A 22,351-nucleotide genomic window follows, 5' to 3' on the forward strand; every position below is an offset into this window, starting at 1 on the left:
GCCTCACTCCCACTCGATCGTGCCGGGCGGCTTCGACGTGATGTCGTAGGTCACCCGGTTGATGCCCTTCACTTCATTAATGATCCGGGTCGCGACCCGGCCGAGGAAGCCCATGTCGAAGGGGTAGAAATCGGCCGTCATGCCGTCGACGGAGGTCACGGCGCGGAGCGCACAGACATGGTCGTAGGTGCGCCCGTCGCCCATGACGCCGACGGTCTTGACCGGCAGCAGCACCGCGAAGGCCTGCCAGATCACGTCGTAGAGGCCCGCATTGCGAATCTCCTCGAGATAGATCGCGTCGGCCTTGCGCAGGATGTCGAGCTTCTCGCGGGTGATCTCGCCCGGCACGCGGATGGCGAGGCCCGGGCCCGGGAAGGGGTGGCGGCCCACGAAGGCCTCGGGCAGGCCGAGCTCGCGGCCGAGCACCCTCACCTCGTCCTTGAACAGCTCGCGCAAGGGCTCCACGAGCTTCATCTTCATGCGCTCAGGCAACCCGCCCACGTTGTGGTGGCTCTTGATGGTGACCGAAGGGCCGCCCGTGAAGGACACGCTCTCGATCACATCCGGATAGAGCGTTCCCTGCGCCAGAAAATCGGCGCCGCCGATCTTCTTGGCCTCCTCGTCGAACACGTCGATGAAGAGCCGGCCGATGGTCTTGCGCTTCACCTCCGGGTCGGAGACGCCTTCGAGCGCGCCGATGAACAGGTCCTGGGCCTGAACGTGCACGAGCGGGATGTTGTAGTGGTCGCGGAACAGGGTCACCACCTGCTCGGCTTCCGCGGAGCGCAGCAGGCCGTGATCCACGAACACGCAGGTGAGCTGGTCGCCGATGGCCTCGTGGATGAGCACCGCCGCCACGGCGGAATCGACGCCGCCCGACAGGCCGCAGATCACCCGGCCGGTGCCGACCTGGGCGCGGATGCGCTCGATGGCCTCCTCGCGGAAGGCCTTCATGGTCCAGTCGCCCTTGCAGCCGGCAATGTCGCGGACGAAGTTGCGGATCAGCTGCGCGCCTTCCGGCGTATGCACCACCTCCGGGTGGAACTGCACGCCGTAGAACTTGTGCGCCTCGTCGGCCACCACCGCGAAGGGCGCGTTCTCGGACGCCGCCAGCACCTCGAAGCCCTCGGGCAGCTTGGTGACCCGGTCGCCGTGGCTCATCCAGACCGGATATTTCTTGCCGACTTGCCAGACGCCCTGGAAGAGCGGGCTCTCGGTCAGCACCTCGACCTCCGCCCGGCCGAACTCAGAGTGATGCCCGCCCTCGACTTCGCCGCCGAGCTGCGCCGCCATGGTCTGCTGCCCGTAGCAGATGCCGAAGACCGGCAGGCCCGTGTCGAACAACTCCTTGGGTGCACGGGGCGAGGTGTCCGTTGTGACCGATTCCGGCCCGCCGGACAGGATGACGCCCTTCGGCTTCATCTCGCGGATGGCCTCCGCCGCCTTCTGGAACGGCACGACCTCGGAATAGACGCCGTCCTCGCGGACGCGCCGGGCGATGAGCTGCGTCACCTGGCTTCCGAAGTCGATGATGAGAATCTTGTCGTGGTGGGTCTGGGTCATGGCGCGGTGCTTAACGGCTGCGGGACGGGTGGAAACTCATATGGGGTTCGCTTACGGACTTCTCCGCAGGACGGCAACGTAAAAGCCGTCCGTGCCGGTCTTGAGCGGGGAGAGCTGCAGGCCGAGGACCGTGGGGCGCACGGCGCCGTCGAGGCGGCCGAGGCCAGCCCCTTGGAGGACCTTCGGGACCGGAACGGGAGAAAAGCCCTCCTGCCGCCCGAGGAAGTCCGACAGCGCGTCGTCGTTCTCCTCCGGCAGGACCGAGCAGGTGATGTAGACGATGCGCCCGCCCGGCTTCACCAGGGCGGCGGCGCGGTCGAGCACCGCCGCCTGCTCCTTCCGGCGGGTCTCCAGGCTGCCGGGGCGCAGGCGCCACTTGGCGTCCGGGTTGCGGCGCCAGGTGCCCACGCCCGTGCAGGGCGCGTCCACTAGGACGCAGTCGATGCGGCCGTCGAGATCGGTGACCGCGTCGGCCTTGCCGCGCGGCGTGCGCACCTGGACGTTGCGGACGCCCGCGCGGGTCAGCCGGTCGTGGATCGGCGCGAGGCGGCGGGCATCGTTGTCGGTGGCGTAGATCTGGCCGTGGTTCTTCATCATGGCCGCGAGCGCGAGGGTCTTGCCGCCGCCGCCGGCGCAGAGGTCGACCACCTGCTCGCCCGGCGTCACGGCCGACAGGAGCGCCGCGAGCTGCGATCCCTCGTCCTGAATCTCGATCCACCCCTTGAGGAATTCCGGCTCCGACTGCACAGCCGGTCCGCGCCCGTCCTCGCCCGGCGTGATCCGCAGGCCCAAGGGCGAAAGCGGCGTCTCGACGGCCCCGAGGTGAGGCAAAGCATCGTGCGCCTCCTCGCGGGAGGATACCTTGAGGGCGTTGACTCGGAGATCCAGCGGAGCGCGGGCGGTGAGCGCCTGCATTTCCGGCACGAGATCGTCGCCGAACAGCCGCCGGAGCGACGGCTCGATCCATTCCGGGAAGTCGCCGGCCACAGGGGCCGGCGCCTCGCCGAGGCTCGCCGTTTCGAGCCGGTCCCGCTCTGCCGGGGTCAGGGGCTCCGGCGCGAAGCGCTCGCCGGAGCAGAGCGCCGCGATCGCCTCGACCGAGAGGCCGCGCTGCAGGCGGAGCATGCCGAGCACGGTAGCGCGGGGCGTGCCCTCGCCCATGATCCAGGCGGCGGAGGACTTCCGGCGCAGGGCGTCGTACACGAGGCTCGCGATCGCGGCCCGGTCCTTGGAGCCGGCGAAGCGGTGCGACAGGCCCCAATCCTTGAGGGCGTCGGTCGCCGGGCGGCGGCGGGTCTCGATGTCGGCGAGGACCTCGATGGCGGCGGAGATGCGGGCGGCAGGTGTCATGGGAAGGTCACACCCGAGCTTGGCCGTGGAAATGTCACATTATTTCCTATCTTCGATCATGATCCGGAAGCTATCCAGATGAGGCGCGCACCCAGCGCGCCACGACACTGGAGTTCTCCCACAATGTTGAACCGTCTCACTCGCATTCTCGCCGTCGGTCTGACCCTCGCCATCGCGGCCTGCGCCACCAACCCGCCGCCGCCCGCCGATCTCACCCCGCCGCCGCGCAAGCCTTACGACGCCAAGACGCAGCTCGAAAGCGGCCGCCGCATGTGATGACGGGCGAGGGGCGGGCCATTCACCCGCCCCTCCCCGCCGTTTTTAGATTCCCGCCTCGGCGGATAGGATCCGCAGGGCGAAGACGATCCACATGGCCATCAGGACGATCACCCCGACCAGGAAGGCCGTGAAGCGCTGCTGCACCCGGTTCGAGGTCGTGTGGATGGCCGCGTGCACCAGCCGCGACACGACGAAGACCCAGGACAGGACCACGAAGACCAGGTCCGCCTTGCGGGTGATGAGCGCCAGCGCCACGATCGCATAGAACAGAACCGGCAGCTCGAATTGGCTGTGGTAGCTGTTCGCGATCTGCTGGATCCGGGGCGGCCAGTTCCGCTCGCCCAGCGCGATGTCCCGGACCTTCACGTCCCCCGCCCGGATCGAGCCGATCCGTGACCGTCCCATCCACATGAGCAGCAGGAAGGTCAGGGCGACCTGAACGAAGACGGGCAGGAGGACGGCGGAGATGCTCATGGACGGGCTCGGGTTCAGCTGCGGGTCGGGTAGTTCGGGCTTTCCCGCGTGATCGTCACGTCGTGGACGTGGCTCTCGCGCAGGCCCGCATTGGTGATGCGGATGAACTGAGCCTTCTCGCGGAATTCCTGAAGATTGGGCGCGCCCACATAGCCCATGGAGGCGCGCAGGCCGCCGGCGAGCTGGTGCAGGACCCCTGAGACCGGCCCCTTGTAGGCCACCTGCCCCTCGATGCCTTCCGGCACCAGCTTGAGAGTGTCGCGCACCTCGGCCTGGAAGTAGCGATCCGCGGAGCCGCGGGCCATGGCGCCGACCGACCCCATGCCGCGATAGGCCTTGTAGGAGCGGCCCTGGTAGAGGAACACCTCGCCCGGGGTCTCGTCTGTGCCGGCGAGCAGCGAGCCCACCATGGCGCAGGAGGCGCCGGCTGCGAGCGCCTTGGCGAGGTCGCCCGAGACCTTGATGCCGCCGTCGGCGATGACCGGCACGTCGGCTTCGGCGGCCGCCTCGACCGCCTCCATGATGGCGGTGAGCTGGGGCACGCCCACGCCCGCCACGATGCGGGTGGTGCAGATCGAGCCCGGACCGATGCCGACCTTGACCGCGTCCGCGCCCGCGTCGATCAGCGCCTTGGCGCCCTCGCGGGTCGCCACGTTGCCGGCGATCACCTGGACGGCGTTGGAGAGCTTCTTCACCCTGGTGACGCTCTCCAGCACCTTGACCGAGTGGCCGTGGGCGGTGTCGACCACGACCACGTCGCAGCCCGCGTCGATCAGGCGCTCGGAGCGCTCGAAGCCCTGCTCTCCTGTCGTGGTCGCGGCGGCGACCCGCAGGCGGCCCTGCTCGTCCTTGGCGGCGTTCGGATAGGCGACCTGCTTCTCGATGTCCTTCACGGTCACGAGGCCGATGCAGCGGAAATGGTCGTCGACGACGAGAAGCTTCTCGATGCGGAACTGGTGCAGGAGCCGGCGCGCCTCGTCCTGGCTCACGCCCTCGCGGACCGTGATGAGCCGGTCCTTGGTCATCAGTTCGGAGACGGGCTGGCTCGGGTTGTTGGCGAAGCGCACGTCCCGGTTCGTCAGGATGCCGACCAGCTTGCCCTTGGAGCCGCCGGGGCCGCGCTCGACCACCGGGATGCCGGAAATGCCGTTGTGCTTCATCATGGCGAGCGCGTCGGCGAGGGTCTCGTCCGGGTGGATGGTGATCGGGTTCATCACCATGCCGGATTCGTAGCGCTTCACGAGGCGCACCTGCTCGGCCTGCTGCTCCGGCTCCAGGTTGCGGTGGATCACGCCCAAGCCGCCGTTCTGGGCCATGGCGATGGCCATGCGGGCCTCGGTCACCGTATCCATGGCGGAGGCGATGATCGGCAGGTTGAGGGTGATCGAGCGGGTGATGCGGGTCGCGATGTCCACGTCGCCCGGCAGCACCTCGGAGCGGCCGGGCCGAAGCAGGACGTCATCGAAAGTCAGGCCTTCGATGAGACGATCGGCGAAAATGGAGGCCATGGCCAACTCCTTTAAAATTGTGATCGGACGGGCTTTTCAGCGAATGAGAGTTGGCGAGGGTCCGTAGCACGGGCACCGCGCTTTCGCAAAGGGCTTCAATACCGCATTCCCAGAAGACCTGCCCTGTCGCGAAAGGTCTTTGTGTTTCGGTGCTTGAGCGCTAAGTCCCACGAGTCATGCGTCAGTCACGCCTCCTCCCGCTCATCATTGCGACGGCCCTGTTCATGGAGAACACGGATTCCACCGTGATCTCCACCTCGTTGCCGATGATCGCCCAGGATCTGGGGGAGGACCCCATCGCCCTCAAGCTCGCGATCACGTCCTATCTGGTGAGCCTCGCGATCTTCATCCCGATCTCGGGCTGGATGGCGGACAAATACGGGGCGAAGACGGTCTTCCGGACGGCCATCGGGGTGTTCATGGTCGGGTCGCTCGCCTGCGCGGGGGCGAATTCCCTCGAAGGCTTCGTGTTCGCCCGCTTCCTGCAGGGCATGGGCGGGGCCATGATGGTGCCGGTCGGCCGCCTCGTGCTCCTCCGGAGCGTTCCGCGCAACGAACTCGTCCAGGCGCTGGCGACCCTGACGATCCCTGCCCTCGTCGGCCCGGTGGTGGGACCGCCGCTGGGCGGCTTCATCACCACCTATTTCGACTGGCGCTGGATCTTCTTCATCAACATCCCGATCGGCATCCTCGGGATCGTGCTCGCCACCATCTTCGTACCGAACCTCAAGGAGGACGATACACCCCCGCTTGATCTCGTGGGGTTTCTGCTCCTTGGCATCGGCCTCGCTCTGGTGATGCTGGGCTTTGCCTCCGGCGGGCGGCACATGATCCCGCTTCAGGTCTCGGTCGGCTGTGTGATCGTCGGCGCGATCAGCCTGGTCCTCTACCTGATGCATGCGCGGCGGACGCCGCATCCGGTCCTGAAGCTCGACCTCCTGAAGATCCAGACCTTCCGGATCAGCGTTCTCGGCGGCGGGCTGTTCCGGGTCGGCGTCGGCTCGATCCCCTTTCTCCTGCCGCTCATGCTCCAGATCGGGTTCGGCCTGAGCCCCCTCGCCTCCGGGTCGCTCACCTTCATCGCGGCGGTCGGGGCGCTGTTCATGAAGACGCTGGCCAAGCGGATCCTGGAACGGACGGGCTTCCGCATGCTCCTGACCATCAATGCCCTCATCGGCGCGAGCTTCATCGCGGCGAACGGCCTGTTCACGCCCTCGACACCCGCCTGGCTCCTCATGCTGGTCCTGTTCGTGGGCGGCTGCTTCCGCTCGCTCCAGTTCACGAGCCTCAACGCGATCGGCTATGCGGACGTGTCCAAGCGGGACATGAGCTATGCCACCAGCCTGTCGAGCGTGGCGCAGCAGCTCGCGCTCAGCATGGGCGTGGCGCTTGGCGCCTTCGCGCTGGAGACCACCTCCGCCCTCCACGGCTCCGCGACCATCACGGCGAGGGATTTCGGGCCCGCCTTCTGGACCGTGGCGGTGATCTCGGGCCTCTCGGCCGTGATGTTCTTCCGCCTGCACCCGAATGCCGGCGCAGAGATGTCCGGCCACAAGGCGCTTGAACGGAAGATGCCCTCCTCCGGGATGGGCGACGGCATGAACAACGGCGGCCGCTAGAAACCGGCGACCCATCCAGCCGGAGGCGGCTCAACACGAGCGCGTGATCGGCCGATGATCGCAGGGCGAGGCTGCGCTAATGTCTCCCGCGTCACAGGCGGAGTCTCCTATGGACCAGCGCATCATCGACCTCTACGACACCTATACCCACGGCGGCATGAACCGCCGCTCCTTCCTCGACCGGCTGGCCGCCCTCGTGGGCAGCGCCGCCGGGGCGACCGCCCTTCTGCCGATCCTCCAGAACAACTACGCCCATGCCCAGACCGTGCCGGAGAACGACCAGCGCATCACGGCGGAAACGGTCGAGATTCCGGGCGCGCAGGGCTTGAAGGGATACCTCGTCAAGCCGGCTAACGCCTCCGGCAAGCTTCCGACCGTCATCGTCATCCACGAGAACCGCGGCCTCAACCCGCACATCAAGGACGTGACCCGCCGCATGGCGACGGAAGGCTTCGTCGCGCTCGGCCTCGACTACCTCTCGCCCATGGGCGGCACCCCCGCCGACGAGGACAAGGGCCGCGAGATGATCGGTCAGCTTAAAGCACCTGACGTGATCGCCTACGGGAAGGCCGCGGTCGCGTACCTGAAATCCCGCCCTGACGGCAACGGCAAGGTCGGCGCGATCGGCTTCTGCTGGGGCGGCGGCGCGGTGAACAACCTCGCGGTGAACGAGCCGAACCTTTCGGCCGGCGTCGCCTATTACGGCGGCCAGCCCAAGGCGGAGGACGTGCCGAAGATCCAGGCCGCCCTCATGCTGCACTATGCGGGGCTCGACGAGCGCATCAACGCAGGCATCCCGGCCTACGAGGCGGCGCTGAAGCAGGCGGGAAAGACCTACGAGATGTACCTGTACGAAGGCGCGAACCACGCTTTCAACAACGACACCAACGCAGCCCGTTACGACAAGGAGGCCGCGGACCTCGCCTGGAAACGCACGGTCATGTTCCTGAAAAAGAACCTCGCATAAGCCTCGAAGTTCAGGCGCCGCTCGACCACACCAGCCGGAGTTGTGGCCGGGCGCGCTGGCGGACCTGAAGCCGCGGAGCAATGTGCCAGGACAGCGGGACCGAGAGTCCGAGGCTGACCACGACGACCAGCGGCATCAGGCTCCGCGCCAGCTCGGCCAGCGGCGTGGCGAGAACCAGGATCGCTCCGGCCCCGAACAGGACGGATTGAACCATCAGGAAAACGAGGCTGGCGATCTGAAGCCTGACGGACATCCCGAACTCCCTGTCGACCAGGGGAACACGATGAGGTGGCGCGGGTTCCGCTAATCCTCGAATGCCTCCACCTGCACCCGACGGCCGATCATGAAGGCGTCCGCCACGAGGCGGAACGGCGCTTCGTCCACGAGGGAGGTCCGCTCGTTGAGCAGGGTGTCAAAGCAGGCGTAGATGCCCTCGTATTCCTCCGACGGCTCGTCGACCATCAGCTTGCCGCCGATCTCGAGCTTGGTGCCGCCCTCCCGCAGCTTCAGCTGCAGGCCGTTCGCCGTCTCGACCTCGATGTCCCAGGTCTGAGGACCGGTCTGACGCCAGTCGAAGGCGGCGTTGAGGTCACCCTGGCCGTGCGCGCACGAGAACTGGATGTCGGCCGCGATGGGGGCATCCCGATTGGCTGGAAACTGGAGATCGGCCTTCTTGATGAAGACCGGCTCCGGCATGATGAAACTGACGATGGACAGGGCATTGATGCCCGGGTCGAAGACGCCGAAGCCGCCGGCCTCCCAGATCCATTGCTGGCCGGGATGCCAGTGCCGCACATCCTCCTTCCAGGTCACCTGGAGCCGCTTGATCTCCCAGCCGGCGAGCGCCTTCTTGGCCTCATGGACGGCCTTGTTGTACTGCGCGTGCCAGGTGGTGAAGAGGGTTTTGCCGGCCTTCTGGGCCATCAGCTTCATGTCCTGAAGCTCGCTCAGGGTCGCGGCAGGCGGTTTTTCCAGCAGGACGCTCTTGCCCGCCAGCAGCGCATCGCGGGCAATCTGGTGGCGCACCTGCGGCGGCGTGCAGATGGCGACCGCCTCGAGGTCCGGCACCGCTTTGAGCATCTCGCGGTAGTCCTGAAACGCGTGCTTCGCCTCGTCGGGCTTGAGTCCACGCTGGCTCGCCACCGCGATCAGCTCGAAATCGGGGTTCTTGCGGATGCTCGGGAGATGCTGGTCCTGGGCGATCTTGCCGAAGCCGATGATTCCGATCTTGTGGGCCATGCACTCCTCCCCCATGTCGTTGCCGCCTGAGGGAGATAGCGCGCCTCAGGCCGAAGGCGACGGGTCCGCCGCCCCCCGGAAACCGGTCGCCATCACGTAGAGTTCCGCCGAGTCCGACCGGCTCGCGGCCGGCTTCACGTGGCGCACCACGGCGAAGTCGCGCTTGAGGTCGGCCAGAAGCTGGCCCTCCGTGCCGCCCTGGAACACCTTGGCGATGAAGACGCCGCCGGGCGCCAGGATCTCGCGGGCGAAGTAGATCGCCGCCTCGGCCAGCCCCATGATGCGCAGGTGATCGGTCTTCTTGTGGCCGGTGGTGTTGGCGGCCATGTCGGACATCACGATGTCCGCCGGCCCGCCGAGCATCTCGACCAGCTTGCCCGGGGCGCTCTCGTCAAGAAAGTCGAGCTCGATGAACTCCACCCCCGGCATCGGGTCGATCGGGAGCAGGTCGATGCCGACCACCCTGCCCTTCGGGCCCACCTTCCTGGCGGCGATCTGGGACCAGCCGCCCGGCGCGGCGCCGAGGTCGACGACCCGCTGGCCGGGCCTGAGGATGTGATACTTCTCGTCGATCTCGAGCAGCTTGAAGGCCGCGCGCGACCGATAGCCCTCCCGCTTCGCGCGGGCGACATAAGGATCGTTGAGCTGGCGCTCGAGCCATTTCTGTGACGAGAGGGACCGCTTGTTCGCCGTCTTCACGCGCTGCTTGAGGTTGCGCGTGCCGGAGCCTGACTTGGTGCTCAACGGGCACCTCCCTGCCGCCACACGCTGTCCTCTCTCATCATGTTCATCAGAATTCCTTCGCGAAGGCCGCGATCCGCGATGCGCAGGCGGTCCGACGGGAAGGCCCGGCGGATCGCCTCGAGAATGGCGCAGCCCGCCAGCACCAGGTCGGCCCTGTCGCGGCCGATGCACGGATTGGCGGCGCGCTGCTCGAAATCGGAGTACAGCAGCCGGTCGATGACCGTCGAGATGTCGCCGCTGCGCATCCACATCCCGTCGACACGCCGCCGGTCGTAGCGGGCAAGGCCGAGATGGATGCCGCCGACCGTGGTGACGGTGCCGGACGTGCCGAGAAGATGGAAGTTGGTCGCCATGCCGGCCTTGGCGGCGATGAGGGCGAAGTCGAGCAGGAGCTCCGTCACCTCCTCGACCATGTTCTCGAACTTTTCCCGCGTGACCTCGATCCCGCCATGACGCTCGGCCAGGGTCACGACGCCCACGGGGAGCGAGTCCCAGGCGCGGATGCGCTTGCAAGGGTCCGCGAAGGCATGGGGCGCGGCGCCGTCGAGCCAGGCGATCTCCGTCGAGCCGCCGCCGATGTCGAAGATGATGACCGACTCCGCCTTCGGGTCCGCGAGCGCCGCGCAGCCCGTCACGGCCAGGAAAGCCTCCGTGCGGCGGTCGACCACCTCGAGATCCATGTCGAGATCGTGCCGGACGCGCTCGATGAAGGCCCGGCCGTTCTCGGCGAGGCGACAGGCCTCCGTCGCCACGAGGCGGGCCCGCGCCACGTCCTTGGCGGCCATCTTGTCGCGACAGACGCGCAGGGCGTCGATGGTGCGCTCGATGGCATCCTCGCTGAGAAGATTGCCGAGGCCGAGCCCCTCGCCGAGGCGCACGATGCGCGAGAACGCATCCACGACGCGAAAGCCGAAATGGGCAGGTTCGGCAATGAGAAGGCGGCAGTTGTTCGTCCCGAGGTCGAGCGCAGCGTAATGACGCGAGGAGCGGTGGCGATGGTGTTTGTTGACCGCGGATTTCGCGCGATCCACGAGCAGGGACGCACCGGCGCTGGACCCGGAAAGAGGATCCGCCCGTCGCTCCCCCGACTCGGCAGTCGCGTCGTACTTCACGGTCAAAACACAAATCCTTCGGCATCCGAGCTGGATGCCAACTCGGAATCGAGAGTAACAATCGGTCCGTGCTCCTGCCAAGGGCGCAGAGGCGGTTTATCCGGATAGGTGGGGATGACGTCTCAGCTTTGGAAGCCGCGCAGCCGGTCCGTGAGGCCGGCGAGGACCTCGGCGGTCACGTTGGCGAAGGCGATGCGCAGGTGCCTTTCCTGGCCCGGGCCGAAATAGCTGCCGGGAAGCCCGAGCACGCCGCGCTCGGTCGCGAGCTTCTCGGCCACCGCCTGCGCGGTCTTCTCCGGGAAGGGATGGCTGAGATAGGCGAAATAGGCCCCGACCGACTCGATGCGCCATTCCGGCAGCGGCGCCAGCGCCTCGCGGAAGACCTGAGCGCGCCGGTTGATCTCTGTGCGGTTCTCCTCGCGCCAGTCGCGCAGGCCGTCGATCGCCCAGGGAAGCGCCGCCTGGGCGGTGCGCGGCGCGCAGATCTGGATGCAGTCGAGCACCTTCGCCACCTGCTCGACGAGCCCCGCATCGGCCGTGATGGCGCCCATGCGGTGGCCGGGGATCGCATAGGATTTCGAGAAGGAATAGAGCTGGATGACGGTGTCGCGCCATTCCTCGCTCGTGAAGAGCCCGTGCGCCCTGTTCACGCCTGATGGCAGGAAATCGCGGTAAGTCTCGTCGATCACGAGATAAATCCCGTGCCGGCGGCAAAGCTCCGCGAAGGCTTCGATCACATGTGCCGGGTAGACCGCGCCGGTCGGGTTGTTCGGCGTGACGAGCACGATTGCCTTCACCTTGGCATCGATGAGGGCCTCGGCGTCCTCGACCCGCGGCACGAAGCCGGCTTCGGGGCGGCAGGGCAGCGGCCGCGGCTCGATGCCGAGCATGTCGAGGCTCATCTGGTGATTGAAGTACCAAGGCGTCGGCAGCAGCACGGCGTCGCCGTGCCGGGCCAGCATCATCATCGTGGCGAAGAAGGCGAGGTTACACCCGGCGGTCACCGCCGTGTCCTCAGGGGCGATCCGTCCCTCGTAGATGCGCGACAGCTCCGCCGCATAGGCCTGCCGCAGGGCCGCATCGCCGTTGATCGGCCCGTACTGCGCTCCGGCCGCCGAGCCCGCCGTGGCGGCCAGCCGCTCCAGCATTCCCGGGTGAGGGGGATTTCCGGGCACCGCCTGGGACAGGTTGATGAGCGGCCCGTAGGCGCCGTCATAGCGCTTCGTCCAGGACTGGGCCTCGGGGATCGGGGGCGAGCCCACGTCGGCGACCAGGGGATTGATGGGGTTGAGGGGGCCGCTCGCCATGGGGGTACTTCATCTCCGAAAATGAAGAAGGACAGGGATTCCAGAGATGTCCTCCGAAACCGCCTGCCCTTCAAGATCCAATCGGCGGCGGGCTCTCCCGCCGCGATCCCGGCCGCAGCGCGGCTTAGTCCTTGGCGCGCTCAACGTAGGAGCCGTCTTCCGTCATGATCACGACGCGGGTACCGGCCTGGATGTGCGGCGGCACCATGGTGCGTACGCCGTTGGACAGCGTGGCGGGCTTGTAGGAGGACGAAGCCGTCTGGCCCTTCACGACCGGCTCGGTCTCGGTGATCTCGAGGGTCACGCGGGCCGGCAGTTCGATGGCGATCGGCACGCCGTTATGGGTCGAGAGCATCACGGCCATGCTTTCCTGGAGGAAAGGCTTCTGGTCGCCGATGATGTCCTCCGGCACCACGACCTGGTCGTAGGTCTCCGGGTTCATGAAGTGGAAGCCCTCGCCGTCCTCGTACAGGAAGGTGTGCTCGCGGTCCTCCACGAAGGCGCGCTCGACCTGCTCGGTGGTGCGGTAGCGCTCGGACACCTTCACGCCGTCGGAGATGCGGCGCATGTCGAGCTGGGTCACCGGAGTGCCCTTGCCGGGGTGGATGTTCTGGGCGGTCAGAACGACATAGAGCCTGCCGTCGATGTCGACGACATTGCCCTTGCGGAGCGTAGAGGCGATGACCTTCACGAGAAGTCTTCCTTGTGACAGAGGTGGACACGTCGTAAGGGTCGGGCCAGCCCTGCCCCGGCGACGCGAGAAAGCGTTTTCGGTGCGCAACTACCCCATCCTGGCGAAAATCGCCAGTCCGACCTCATGAAAGCCTGAAAAGAAGCCTTGGAACGAGACGCCGCCATGCCCGCCCCCTCCCCCTGGTGGACGCCGCATGTCCATGCGGACCGGCGCCCCTTCCTCCTCGGCCGCAACCGGATCCAGGCAGCGCTCCGGGGCTTCTTCGCCGCCCGCGATTTCGTCGAGGTCGATACCGCCACGCTCCAGGTCTCGCCCGGGAACGAGGCCCATCTTCACGCCTTCGAAACGCAGGCCATCGGCCATGGCGGCGCCGCGACCCCGCTCTACCTCCACACCTCGCCGGAATTCGCCTGCAAGAAGCTGCTGGCGGCCGGCGAGAGCCGGATCGCCTGCTTCGCCCACGTCTACCGCAACCGCGAACGCGGCCCCCTGCACCATCCCGAGTTCACGATGCTCGAATGGTACCGGGCCGGCGCGAGCTACGAGACCCTGATGCGCGACTGCGCCGAGATCCTGGCGCTGGCGGCGGAAACCGCCGGGACGCGAACGCTTAGCTTCCGCGGGCGGGACGTCGATCCGTTCCGGGAGCCCGAGCGCCTGAGCGTCGCGGAGGCGTTCGAGCGCTTCGCCGGCATCGACCTGCTGGCGTCCATCGACGCGAGCGGCGCCACGGACCGGGACCGGCTGGCCGCCGATCTCCGGCAGGCAGGCCTGAGAACCGCCGGCGACGACACCTGGTCGGACCTCTTCAGCCGCGTCATCGTCGAGCGGGTCGAGCCGAACCTCGGCCAGGGCCGCGCCACGATCCTGGATGAGTACCCGGTCGTCGAGGCGGCCCTCGCCCGTCCGACGGCCCGCGACCCGCGGGTGGCGGAGCGGTTCGAGCTCTATGCCTGCGGCGTGGAACTCGCCAATGCCTTCGGCGAGTTGACGGACGCAGCCGAGCAGCGGCGGCGGTTTCAGGCCGAGATGGCGGAGAAAATGCGGGTCTACGGGGAAAGCTACCCTCTCGACGAGGATTTCCTGTCGGCGCTGGCCCTGATGCCCGAGGCCAGCGGCATTGCGCTCGGCTTCGACCGGCTCGTCATGCTCGCGACCGGTGCAGCCAGGATCGAGCAGGTCATCTGGGCTCCGGTGCCGGAGACGCAACCTTGAACGCGAGCCGCCCCATCCGCAGCGCCGCCGAGTTGGTCGAGGCCGGCCTGGTGCCATCTGAGCGCGTCGGCGACATCGAGCGCGTGGCGGAACGCTATGCGGTCGCCGTGACGCCCGCCATGGCGGCCCTGATCGACCGGAGCGATCCCTCCGACCCCATCGGTCGCCAGTTCGTGCCCGACCCGGCCGAGCTGACCACGCTGCCCGAGGAACGGGACGATCCTATCGGCGACCTCGCCCACAGCCCGGTCGAGGGCATCGTCCACCGCTATCCCGACCGGGTGCTGCTCAAGGCGGTTCATGTGTGCCCGGTCTATTGCCGGTTCTGCTTCCGCCGCGAGATGGTCGGCCCGCAGGGTCTCGGCACCCTCGCGTCCGACGCGATGGACAGAGCCGTCGCCTATATCGCCGCCCACCCCGAGGTCTGGGAGGTGATCCTCACCGGCGGCGATCCGCTGGTGCTGTCCCCTCGCCGCCTGTCCGAGCTCATGGAGCGCCTTGCGGCCATCGACCATGTCAAGATCGTCCGCTTCCACACCCGCGTGCCGGTGGTCGAGCCGGACCGGATCGACGAGGCGCTCATCGGCGCCCTGAAGGCGAGCGGCAAGACGACCTATGTGGCGCTCCACGCCAACCACCCGCGCGAACTGACGGAAGCCGCCCGGGCGGCCTGCGCACGGCTCGTCGATGCGGGCGTCGTCATGATCAGCCAGTCGGTCCTGCTGAAGGGCGTGAACGACGATCCGGATACGCTGACAGCCCTCATGCGCGCCTTCGTCGAGACGCGGGTGAAGCCCTATTACCTCCACCACCCCGACCTCGCGCCCGGCACGAGCCATTTCCGGCTCTCGATCGAGGAAGGCCAGAGGCTCGTGGCCGGCCTTCGCGGCAGGATCTCGGGCCTCTGCCAGCCCACCTACATCCTCGATATCCCCGGCGGATACGGCAAGGCCGCAATCGGCGCGAACACGCTCCGCGAGACGGCGGACGGCTGCTATGCCGTCTCCGACTTCCGGGGCGAGGAGCACCGTTACCCGCCCGACGCCTGAAGCCCTCTCCTTTCGGGCTACGGCGAGATGCAATCGCCCCTTGCGGCGTAAAGGGTTGCGCGGCGCCCCTCAACCTGTTCACCTGTCGGAACGAGGATCGGTTTCGACATGGTCATGGATCCCGAACGGGCAGAGCGCAGGCTCGCCGCCATCTTCGCGGCGGACGTGGCCGGGTACTCGCGGCTGACCCACGAGGACGAGGCCGCGACCCTGCGCACGCTCGCGGCCCACCGGGCGATCATGGACGCGCTGATCGGCGAATATTGCGGGCGGATCGCCAACACGGCGGGGGACAGCGTGCTGGCCGAGTTCGGCAGCGCCGTCGATGCGGTCCAATGCGCGGTCGCGATCCAGGAGCGGCTTCGCGAGGCCAACCGACTCATGCCTGAGGAGCGGCGCCTCCAGTTCCGGATCGGCATTCATGTGGGCGACGCGGTGCTGCGCGGGGACGACCTGCTTGGCGACGGGGTCAACCTGGCCGCCCGCCTGCAGGGCATCGCCGAACCCGGCGGCATCTGCCTCTCAGGGCTCGCGCACGACTACGTGCGCAAGGTGCTGCCGCTCACCTTCACGGATCTCGGGCCACGGCAGGTCAAGAACATCGACGAGCCTGTCCATGCCTGGGCGGTTTCGGCGTCGCGGTCGGGTGCGGAGAAGCCCCTTCCTCTCCCGGACCGGCCGTCCATCGCGGTTCTTCCCTTCGCCAATCTGAGCCGGGACCAGGACCAGGAATATTTCGCGGACGGCGTCACGGGGGACATCATCGGGGCGCTGTCGCGGCTGCGCTGGCTCTTCGTCATCGCCCGCAACTCCACCTTCGCCTACAAGGGCAAGGCGGTGGACGTGCGCCAGGTGTCGCGCGACCTTGGTATACGCTACGTGCTGGAAGGAAGCGTGCGCACGGCGGCAGGGCGCATCCGCATCGCCGGCCAGCTCAGCGATGCCGAGACGGGCACGCAGATCTGGGCCGAGAAGTACGACCGCGACCTGCAGGACATCTTCGCCGTTCAGGACGAGATCACCGAGCATGTCATCGCCGCGATCGAGCCGCATCTCTACGCCGCCGAGGGCTTCCGGGCCGAAACCAAGGCGCCGGGCAGCCTCGACGCCTGGGGGCTGGTGGTCCGCGCGATGTCGCTCATCAACCGGGTCGGGCGCACGCAGAACGAGGAGGCACAGGCGCTCCTGCGCGAGGCGATCCGCCTCGAGCCGAGCTATTCGCGGGCGCACGCCCTGCTCTCCTGGGCCGTGTGGTGGGCGGCGCTCTGCTACTGGTGGCCGGACACCGAGGCCGGATACGCCCAGGCCGCCCTCCACGCCACGGATGCGCTCAGGTTCGATCCCAACGAGCCCTGGGCCCGGATGACGTTCGGGCTGTGCCTGAGCCAGGGCGGACATCACGACCGCGCCCTGGGTGAGCTGCAGACCGCCCTGAAGCTCAATCCCAGCTTCGCCCTCGGCCACACGGCACTCGGCTGGGCGCTCCTGCGCTCGGGGCGGTTCGACGAGGCGATCGACGAGACCGGGAAGGCGCTGCGCATGAGCCCCATCGACAGCTTCGCGGGCATCTACACGACGATTCACGGGCTGGCGCTCCTCGCCGCGAGGCGGTTCGAGGAGGCCCTGCCCTTCCTGCGCTCGTCCGTCGCCGCCTTCGTGGGCTATGCGGGCCACTACAACACCCTCATCAGCTGCTGCGGCCATCTGGGCCTCATGGACGAGGCGCAGGAATTCATCGCGCTGCGCAACCGGGTCGCGCCGCCGATCCGCCTGAGCGTGCTGCGCCGAAACCTCGGCCGGTTCGCTCATTGCGAGGTGTTCGTGGATGGTCTCAGGAAGGCCGGCGTTCCCGAGTGAAAGCTCCTGTCGGTCGAGGCCGAGCGGAACCTCAGTCGAAGCCCGGCTTGCCGCTGCGGCCCTTCTTGATGTCGGCCCGCCGGCCCTTGGCCTCCAGGCGCCGCTGTTTCGACGCGAGCGTCGGACGCGTCGGGCGACGGGGCTTCGGCCTCTCCGTCGCCTGCCGGACCAACTCGACGAGACGGGCGACGGCATCCTCCCGGTTGCGCTCCTGCGTGCGGAAGCGCTGGGCCGTGATGACCAGCACGCCATCGCCCGTCAGGCGCTTGCCGGCGATCCGCTCCAGGCGCGCTTTCACGTCCTCCGGCAGCGACGGGGAGCGGCGCACGTCGAACCGAAGCTGCACGGCGGACGAGACCTTGTGCACGTTCTGGCCGCCGGGTCCCGAGGCGCGGATGAAGCTCTCCTGAAGCTCGTCCTCGTCGATGGCGATGCTGTTGGTCACCTGGATCATGGGGCCTCGGGGCAAAAAGCGGGCGGGGAAAACTGGAGCACGGCCGTCCCGATGTCCAATGGAAGCTTGGGCAGCGCTTGTCGAGCCTGTCGATAGGGTCTAAGCGCCTCTCGACCCTCGGAACAGGCCGGCGCCTCTTCCACCTCCCCTTCCGGCCCCGTCGTTCCCATGTCCGCAGTCATCGCGAGCCTCATCCCCACCTTCCTGATCATCGCCACCGGCTGGCTCTGCCGGGCCACCGGCTTCATCGACGACAGGCACTGGCCGGGCATCGAGCGCGCCACCTACGTGATCTTCTTCCCGGCCCTCATCATCGACACCCTGTCGCGAGCCGATCTCTCCTCCGTGCCGGTGGTCGGCGTGGGCGGAGCCCTGATCGGCGCCATCCTGACCATGGCGCTGATCGTGCTCGCGTTGCGGCCTGTCCTCGAGCGCCGCTTCGGCATCGACGGCCCCAGCTTCACATCGATCTTCCAGGGCGCGACCCGCTGGAACACGTTCGTGGGCCTCTCGGTCGCCGGCAGCCTCTTCGGGCAGCGCGGCATCGCGCTCATCGCGGTCGCCATCGCCGCCATGGTGCCGCTGCTCAATCTGCTCGCCTTCTACGTGTTCATCCGCTATGCGGGGCAGCCGCGGCAGAGCCCGTGGAAGATCCTGCACTCCTTCGTGACCAATCCCTTCATCTGGTCGTGCGCGGTCGGCCTGACCCTCAACCTCCTCCTGCCGCCTCTGCCGAAGCCGGTCGTCGCCTATGTGGACATCATGGGCCGCGCGGCGCTCGCGGCGGGCCTCCTGATCGTCGGAGCGGGCCTCGACATCCGGCGGCTGACCAGGCCCGGCCTTCCCCATTTCGTCGCGACCGCCCTGAAGCTCTTCCTGATGCCGGTCGTGGCCGTGACCCTCGCCCGGGCGATCGGCGTGGAAGGCAACGACCTCGTCGTGACGGTCATCGCGGCGTCGGTACCCTCCGCCAGCGCCGCCTACGTGCTGGCCCGCCAGATGGGCGGCAATGCCGGGCTCATGGCGGAAATCCTGACGCTGCAGACTCTTATTGCCCTTGCGTCAATGCCCTTCCTGATCTCGACGCTCGGTAGCTGCGCCACATTGTTCTGCAACTGAAAGTCAAATTTGCGATTCCGATTTATTTATGGTTGAACTGATATCCAAACCCACAGTCGAGATCGGTCAGCCATTCCGCATGTCCAAGGTCGAGAAGAATCCCAGCAAAGCGAAAGACCTCCAGGAACCCGCCCGCGCTTCGTCGCTCCGTCCCAGGGACAGGGCGTCGGCGGACGAAACGGCGCGGTACATCGCGGAGTTCACGGCGGAGCTGGCGTTCCTGGCGCAACAGGCCGAGCTCGATCTTCTGGCCTATCTGCTGGACATGGCGCGCCTCGAGGCGACGCGGAGCACGCAATCCGGCGCGGGATAGGGCGTCAGGGCCCTGACAGAAGCGAGACGGCGTTGCCGCCATGGCGTTCGAGGCGGCCCGCCAGCTCCAGTTCGAGCAGGGTCGTCTGAACGACCCGAATGGGCAGGCCCGACTGCCTCGCGAGATCGTCGATGGCGATCGGAGAGGGTCCGAGCAGCGCGATCAGATCCGTTCCCGACACCGGCGCTTCCGGGCCGCTCTCCTCCTCGAAGAACCCGCCCTCGAGCCTGACGGGGCCGACGGGCGCGCGGGCGATCTCCGGCAGGTCGAGCTCGTCCCACAGCTCCTCGGTCTCGTCCGGGGGCCGCCCCTCTTCGACGCCGTCATTCGTTTGGGGGCCGGCCGCAACCAGAGGCTCGAGCACGCTCGTCACGTGCTCGATGGACGCGCAGAGATTGGCGCCATCACGGATCAGGTCGTTGGTGCCTTCGGCCCGGGGATCGAGCGGAGAGCCCGGGACGGCGAAGACCTCGCGCCCCTGCTCCAGGGCGAAGCGGGCCGTGATGAGGGAGCCGGAGCGGCGCGCCGCCTCCACCACCACCACGCCGTAGGATAGGCCGGACACGATCCGGTTCCGGCGCGGAAAGTCCCTTCCGCGGGGCTCCCACCCCATCGGCATCTCCGACAGGACGGCCCCGCCATTTTCCAGGATGGAGTGAAGCAGCGCCTCGTTCTCGGCCGGATAGACCCGGTCATGGCCGCCGGCCAGAACCGCGACCGTGCCGGTGTCGAGGGTCGCCCTGTGGGCCCGGGTGTCGATGCCTCGCGCCAAGCCCGACACGACCACGTAACCGGCCTCGCCCAGCTGCCGCGACAGGCGCTCGGCAAATGTGAGGCCGGCGGCGGAGGCGTTCCGGGAACCGACGACGGCGACGCACGGCTTCGCCAGAACCTCCGTCGAACCGCGGACGGCGATCAGGGGCGGTGCGGTGTCGATGGCCTGAAGAGTCTTGGGATAATCCGGCTCGCCCATGGCGACGAAACGCACGCAGAGCCGGGCGGCTGCAGCCATTTCCTTTTCGGCCTCGGCGCGGCTAGTGACCTTCAGCAGGAGGCGGCCGCCCTTGCGCGCGAGATCCGGAAGGGCATCGAGCGCCGCGGAGGCGCCGCCGAACCGGTTCACCAGGGTGCGGAAGGTGCGCGGGCCGACGTTCTCCGACCGGATCAGCCGGAGCCAATCCAGGCGCTGCTCGTCGGTCAGGCGCACGCCGGTCATCCCTTCTGTCCGATCCGCCCCTCGGTTCCGGCGAGGAGGCGCTGGATGTTCTCGCTGTGCTTCCACCACAGCAGCACCGCCAGGACGCCTGCGACGCCGGCCATCTTGGGCTCGCCGAGGAACCAGAGCACGAGGGGCGAGGCCGCGCTGGCGATAAGCGCCGAGAGTGAGGAATAGCGCGTCGTGAAGGCGACCCCGAGCCAGATGGCCGCGAAGATGAGCGCCGCGAGCGGCTTCAGGCCAATCAGGATGCCGATGAAGGTCGCCACGCCCTTTCCACCCTTGAACCGCAGCCAGACCGGGAAAAGATGTCCCAGGAAGGCCCCGAGGCCCGCGATGGCGGCCAGTTCCGGCCGCCAGGCATAGGCCAACAGCACCGCCGCCGTGCCCTTGAGGGCGTCGCCCACGAGGGTTGCGGCGGCGAGCCCCTTGCGGCCGGTGCGGAGGACGTTGGTGGCGCCGATATTGCCGGAGCCGACCTTGCGGATGTCGCCGAGACCGGCCATGCGGGTGAAGATCACGCCGAACGGGATCGAGCCCAGCAGATAGCCGAGCAGCAAGGCGCCCAGCAGGGCCAGCATGTTGGCGTCGTCAGACATTCGAATCCCTTGAACCGTTGCGTCGGTCGAACACGATCCTGCCAGCCACCATCGTAATCGTCACCTGTCCTTCCAGACGGGCTTCGTCGAAAGGCGTGTTCTTGGACAGGGACTTGAGCTGCCGCTTGTCGAGGACGTAAGGCGCGTCCGGGTCGAACACGATGAGGTCCGCCGGCGCGCCGCGCTGGAGCCGTCCGCCCGGGAATCCAAGGATTTCGGCCGGTCTCGTGGACAGCGCCCGCAGCAGCCTGGGCAGGGAGACCTGGCCCGAATGGACGAGCCGCAGGGCGGCCGACAACAGCGTTTCCAGCCCGACGGCCCCGTTCTCGGCCTCCGCGAAGGGCAGACGCTTGGTCTCCACATCCTGTGGATTGTGGTCGGAGACGATGACGTCGAGGGTGCCGTCGTTGAGGGCCTCGATCATCGCCTGCCGGTCGTCCTCGTGCCGCAGGGGCGGCGAGAGCTTCAGGAAGGTCCGGTAGTCGCCGATATCGTTCTCGTTGAGCGCCAGGTTGTTGATCGAGACTCCGCAGGTGACCGGAAGCCCCCTCGCCTTCGCGGCACTGACGATCTCGGCGGAATCGCCGCAGGAGATCATGGCGGCGTGGTAGCGCCCGCCGGTGAGGCGCACGAGGCGCATGTCGCGCTCCAGCATCACCGTCTCGGCCTCGCGGGGAATGCCCGGCAGACCGAGGCGCGCCGCGAACTCGCCCTCGTTCATCACCCCCTGAGCGACGAGGTCCGGATCCTCCACATGGTGCAGGATCAGGGCGTCGAAGTCCCGTGCATAGGTCAGGGCGCGACGCATCACCTGGGCGTTGGTGACGGAGCGGGCCCCGTCCGTGAAGGCCACGGCGCCGGCCTCGCGCAGCAGGCCGATCTCGGCCATCTCCTCGCCCTTGAGGCCCTTCGTCAGGGCGGCCGCGGGGCGGATGTTCACGATGCAGTTGTCCCGCGCCCGGCGCAGGACGAAGTCGATGATTGCGGGATCGTCGAGGACCGGGTTGGTGTCCGGCATCGACACGATGGTGGTGACGCCACCGGCGGCGGCCGCCTCGCCTGCGCTCTTCAGGGTCTCGCGATGGGCCGCGCCCGGCTCGCCGATGAAGGCGCGCATGTCGATGAGGCCCGGAGCCAGGACCTGACCACTGCAATCGACGACCTCGGCATCGGCGGCCACGGCCACGTGCGAGCCCACGTCCTTGATGACACCGTCCTGGACCAGGACGCCGCCCCGCTCCTCTCGGCCACTGGCGGGATCGACGAGGCGGGCGTTGTTCAACAAAAGGGGGCGATCGGAGGTCATCGGGCGCAACCGGGAATGTCTTCGAAACGATGGAAAACGAGCTTGCCGTTCTCCTTGGCGAGGGCGACCATCTCGTCGGCGCCCGTGGACGGCCCGCCGATCCGCAGGCAGGCGTCGCACTTGGCCACGAGCCGCCGCGCGATGGGGTGGAAGATCTCGTCGAAGACTTCGTCTCCGATGGTCTTTGAGCCGGCGAACTCGATCAGCGGCAGGGCATACCATTCGCCCAGCACCGGCAGGTGCCCGGCCCGGAAGAGACGCAGCGCCATGTCCATCATGGCATCCACATTGGCCTGGATCTTCACCGGATCGTCACCCGTGCCCGAACGATAGGGGCCGGCCACGAGGATCATGAGGGGTTTCATGC

The 22,351-nt window shown here is 67.8% G+C and carries 23 protein-coding genes; 8 read left to right on the forward strand and 15 right to left on the reverse strand.

All coding sequences use genetic code 11. The features are described 5' to 3' along the window. Nucleotides 1-3: 3 nt before the first annotated feature. Together guaA and DES45_RS08720 are read right to left on the reverse strand one after the other, a co-directional pair. Nucleotides 4-1,563 carry a glutamine-hydrolyzing GMP synthase gene (gene guaA, locus DES45_RS08715; RefSeq protein WP_114769607.1) on the reverse strand — a complete coding sequence of 520 codons (1,560 nt, stop codon included), beginning with the start codon at nt 1,561-1,563 and terminating at the stop codon, nt 4-6. A gap of 51 nt (nt 1,564-1,614) precedes the next feature. Further along, the gene (locus DES45_RS08720) at nt 1,615-2,913 is read right to left on the reverse strand and encodes an RsmB/NOP family class I SAM-dependent RNA methyltransferase (RefSeq protein WP_114769608.1); all 1,299 of its coding nucleotides are present in this window, start codon (nt 2,911-2,913) and stop codon (nt 1,615-1,617) included. Between the two features lie 123 nt (nt 2,914-3,036). Between DES45_RS08720 and DES45_RS25085 the strand changes: the two genes are divergently transcribed. Then, nucleotides 3,037-3,189, forward strand: coding sequence for a hypothetical protein (locus DES45_RS25085; RefSeq protein WP_170151431.1), 153 nt, complete (start codon nt 3,037-3,039; stop codon nt 3,187-3,189). Between the two features lie 45 nt (nt 3,190-3,234). On the opposite strand, the gene DES45_RS08725 is transcribed toward DES45_RS25085, so the two are convergent. Beyond that, a complete protein-coding gene (locus tag DES45_RS08725; RefSeq protein WP_114769609.1) occupies nt 3,235-3,666 on the reverse strand; it encodes an MAPEG family protein in 432 nt (143 codons plus the stop codon). 14 nt (nt 3,667-3,680) lie between these two features. Continuing rightward, entirely contained in the window at nt 3,681-5,174 is a 1,494-nt protein-coding gene (gene guaB / locus DES45_RS08730) for an IMP dehydrogenase (protein WP_114769610.1), read from the reverse strand. Between the two features lie 176 nt (nt 5,175-5,350). Between guaB and DES45_RS08735 the strand changes: the two genes are divergently transcribed. After that, entirely contained in the window at nt 5,351-6,793 is a 1,443-nt protein-coding gene (locus DES45_RS08735) for a DHA2 family efflux MFS transporter permease subunit (protein ID WP_114769611.1), read from the forward strand. Nucleotides 6,794-6,902: 109 nt separating this feature from the next. Beyond that, nucleotides 6,903-7,760 carry a dienelactone hydrolase family protein gene (locus DES45_RS08740; RefSeq protein ID WP_114769612.1) on the forward strand — a complete coding sequence of 286 codons (858 nt, stop codon included), beginning with the start codon at nt 6,903-6,905 and terminating at the stop codon, nt 7,758-7,760. Between the two features lie 10 nt (nt 7,761-7,770). Here DES45_RS08740 and DES45_RS08745 read toward each other — a convergent pair whose 3' ends face one another. The 6 genes from DES45_RS08745 to efp all read right to left on the reverse strand — a co-directional run bounded on the left by DES45_RS08745 (nt 7,771) and on the right by efp (nt 12,853). Continuing rightward, nucleotides 7,771-8,013 (reverse strand): hypothetical protein, encoded by a 243-nt coding sequence (locus DES45_RS08745; RefSeq protein WP_114769613.1) that lies wholly within the window; start codon nt 8,011-8,013, stop codon nt 7,771-7,773. A 50-nt stretch (nt 8,014-8,063) separates the two neighbouring features. Continuing rightward, nucleotides 8,064-8,999: a Gfo/Idh/MocA family protein gene (locus tag DES45_RS08750; RefSeq protein ID WP_114769614.1), complete on the reverse strand. Its 936-nt coding sequence runs from the start codon at nt 8,997-8,999 to the stop codon at nt 8,064-8,066. A 45-nt stretch (nt 9,000-9,044) separates the two neighbouring features. Next, on the reverse strand, nt 9,045-9,743 hold the full coding sequence (locus DES45_RS08755; protein WP_114769615.1) for an RlmE family RNA methyltransferase: 699 nt from the start codon (nt 9,741-9,743) through the stop codon (nt 9,045-9,047). Then, nucleotides 9,740-10,861 carry a Ppx/GppA phosphatase family protein gene (locus tag DES45_RS08760; RefSeq protein WP_173949624.1) on the reverse strand — a complete coding sequence of 374 codons (1,122 nt, stop codon included), beginning with the start codon at nt 10,859-10,861 and terminating at the stop codon, nt 9,740-9,742. The genes DES45_RS08755 and DES45_RS08760 overlap by 4 nt, the downstream gene beginning before the upstream one ends. Before the next feature lie 116 nt (nt 10,862-10,977). Beyond that, a complete protein-coding gene (locus tag DES45_RS08765) occupies nt 10,978-12,162 on the reverse strand; it encodes an aminotransferase (RefSeq protein ID WP_114769616.1) in 1,185 nt (394 codons plus the stop codon). 124 nt (nt 12,163-12,286) lie between these two features. After that, complete coding sequence (gene efp, locus DES45_RS08770; RefSeq protein ID WP_114769617.1) at nt 12,287-12,853, reverse strand: elongation factor P; 567 nt, start codon at nt 12,851-12,853, stop codon at nt 12,287-12,289. A 165-nt stretch (nt 12,854-13,018) separates the two neighbouring features. Between efp and epmA the strand changes: the two genes are divergently transcribed. The 3 genes from epmA to DES45_RS08785 all read left to right on the forward strand — a co-directional run bounded on the left by epmA (nt 13,019) and on the right by DES45_RS08785 (nt 16,977). Further along, nucleotides 13,019-14,071, forward strand: a complete 1,053-nt coding sequence (epmA, locus tag DES45_RS08775; RefSeq protein WP_114769618.1) for an EF-P lysine aminoacylase EpmA — start codon at nt 13,019-13,021, stop codon at nt 14,069-14,071. Then, nucleotides 14,068-15,120 (forward strand): lysine-2,3-aminomutase-like protein, encoded by a 1,053-nt coding sequence (locus DES45_RS08780; protein WP_114769619.1) that lies wholly within the window; start codon nt 14,068-14,070, stop codon nt 15,118-15,120. The genes epmA and DES45_RS08780 overlap by 4 nt, the downstream gene beginning before the upstream one ends. A gap of 108 nt (nt 15,121-15,228) precedes the next feature. Further along, nucleotides 15,229-16,977 carry an adenylate/guanylate cyclase domain-containing protein gene (locus tag DES45_RS08785; RefSeq protein WP_114769620.1) on the forward strand — a complete coding sequence of 583 codons (1,749 nt, stop codon included), beginning with the start codon at nt 15,229-15,231 and terminating at the stop codon, nt 16,975-16,977. 31 nt (nt 16,978-17,008) lie between these two features. Here DES45_RS08785 and arfB read toward each other — a convergent pair whose 3' ends face one another. Further along, entirely contained in the window at nt 17,009-17,431 is a 423-nt protein-coding gene (arfB, locus tag DES45_RS08790) for an alternative ribosome rescue aminoacyl-tRNA hydrolase ArfB (protein WP_114769621.1), read from the reverse strand. Between the two features lie 168 nt (nt 17,432-17,599). On the opposite strand from arfB, the gene DES45_RS08795 reads away from it, so the two are divergent. Next, nucleotides 17,600-18,550, forward strand: coding sequence for an AEC family transporter (locus DES45_RS08795; protein WP_114769622.1), 951 nt, complete (start codon nt 17,600-17,602; stop codon nt 18,548-18,550). A 28-nt stretch (nt 18,551-18,578) separates the two neighbouring features. Further along, nucleotides 18,579-18,863: a hypothetical protein gene (locus DES45_RS08800; RefSeq protein ID WP_114769623.1), complete on the forward strand. Its 285-nt coding sequence runs from the start codon at nt 18,579-18,581 to the stop codon at nt 18,861-18,863. A 4-nt stretch (nt 18,864-18,867) separates the two neighbouring features. On the opposite strand, the gene dprA is transcribed toward DES45_RS08800, so the two are convergent. The 4 genes from dprA to DES45_RS08820 are packed head-to-tail and all read right to left on the reverse strand — an operon-like array spanning nt 18,868 to nt 22,349. Further along, the gene (gene dprA / locus DES45_RS08805; RefSeq protein WP_114769967.1) at nt 18,868-20,070 is read right to left on the reverse strand and encodes a DNA-processing protein DprA; all 1,203 of its coding nucleotides are present in this window, start codon (nt 20,068-20,070) and stop codon (nt 18,868-18,870) included. Between the two features lie 5 nt (nt 20,071-20,075). Next, nucleotides 20,076-20,678, reverse strand: a complete 603-nt coding sequence (plsY, locus tag DES45_RS08810) for a glycerol-3-phosphate 1-O-acyltransferase PlsY (protein ID WP_114769624.1) — start codon at nt 20,676-20,678, stop codon at nt 20,076-20,078. Continuing rightward, entirely contained in the window at nt 20,671-21,984 is a 1,314-nt protein-coding gene (locus tag DES45_RS08815; RefSeq protein WP_114769625.1) for a dihydroorotase, read from the reverse strand. Before DES45_RS08815 ends, plsY begins: the two co-directional genes overlap by 8 nt. Further along, nucleotides 21,981-22,349 carry a DUF4406 domain-containing protein gene (locus tag DES45_RS08820; protein WP_114769626.1) on the reverse strand — a complete coding sequence of 123 codons (369 nt, stop codon included), beginning with the start codon at nt 22,347-22,349 and terminating at the stop codon, nt 21,981-21,983. Before DES45_RS08820 ends, DES45_RS08815 begins: the two co-directional genes overlap by 4 nt. Nucleotides 22,350-22,351: the final 2 nt, after the last annotated feature.

The organism is Microvirga subterranea (assembly GCF_003350535.1).
GTDB lineage: Bacteria > Pseudomonadota > Alphaproteobacteria > Rhizobiales > Beijerinckiaceae > Microvirga > Microvirga subterranea.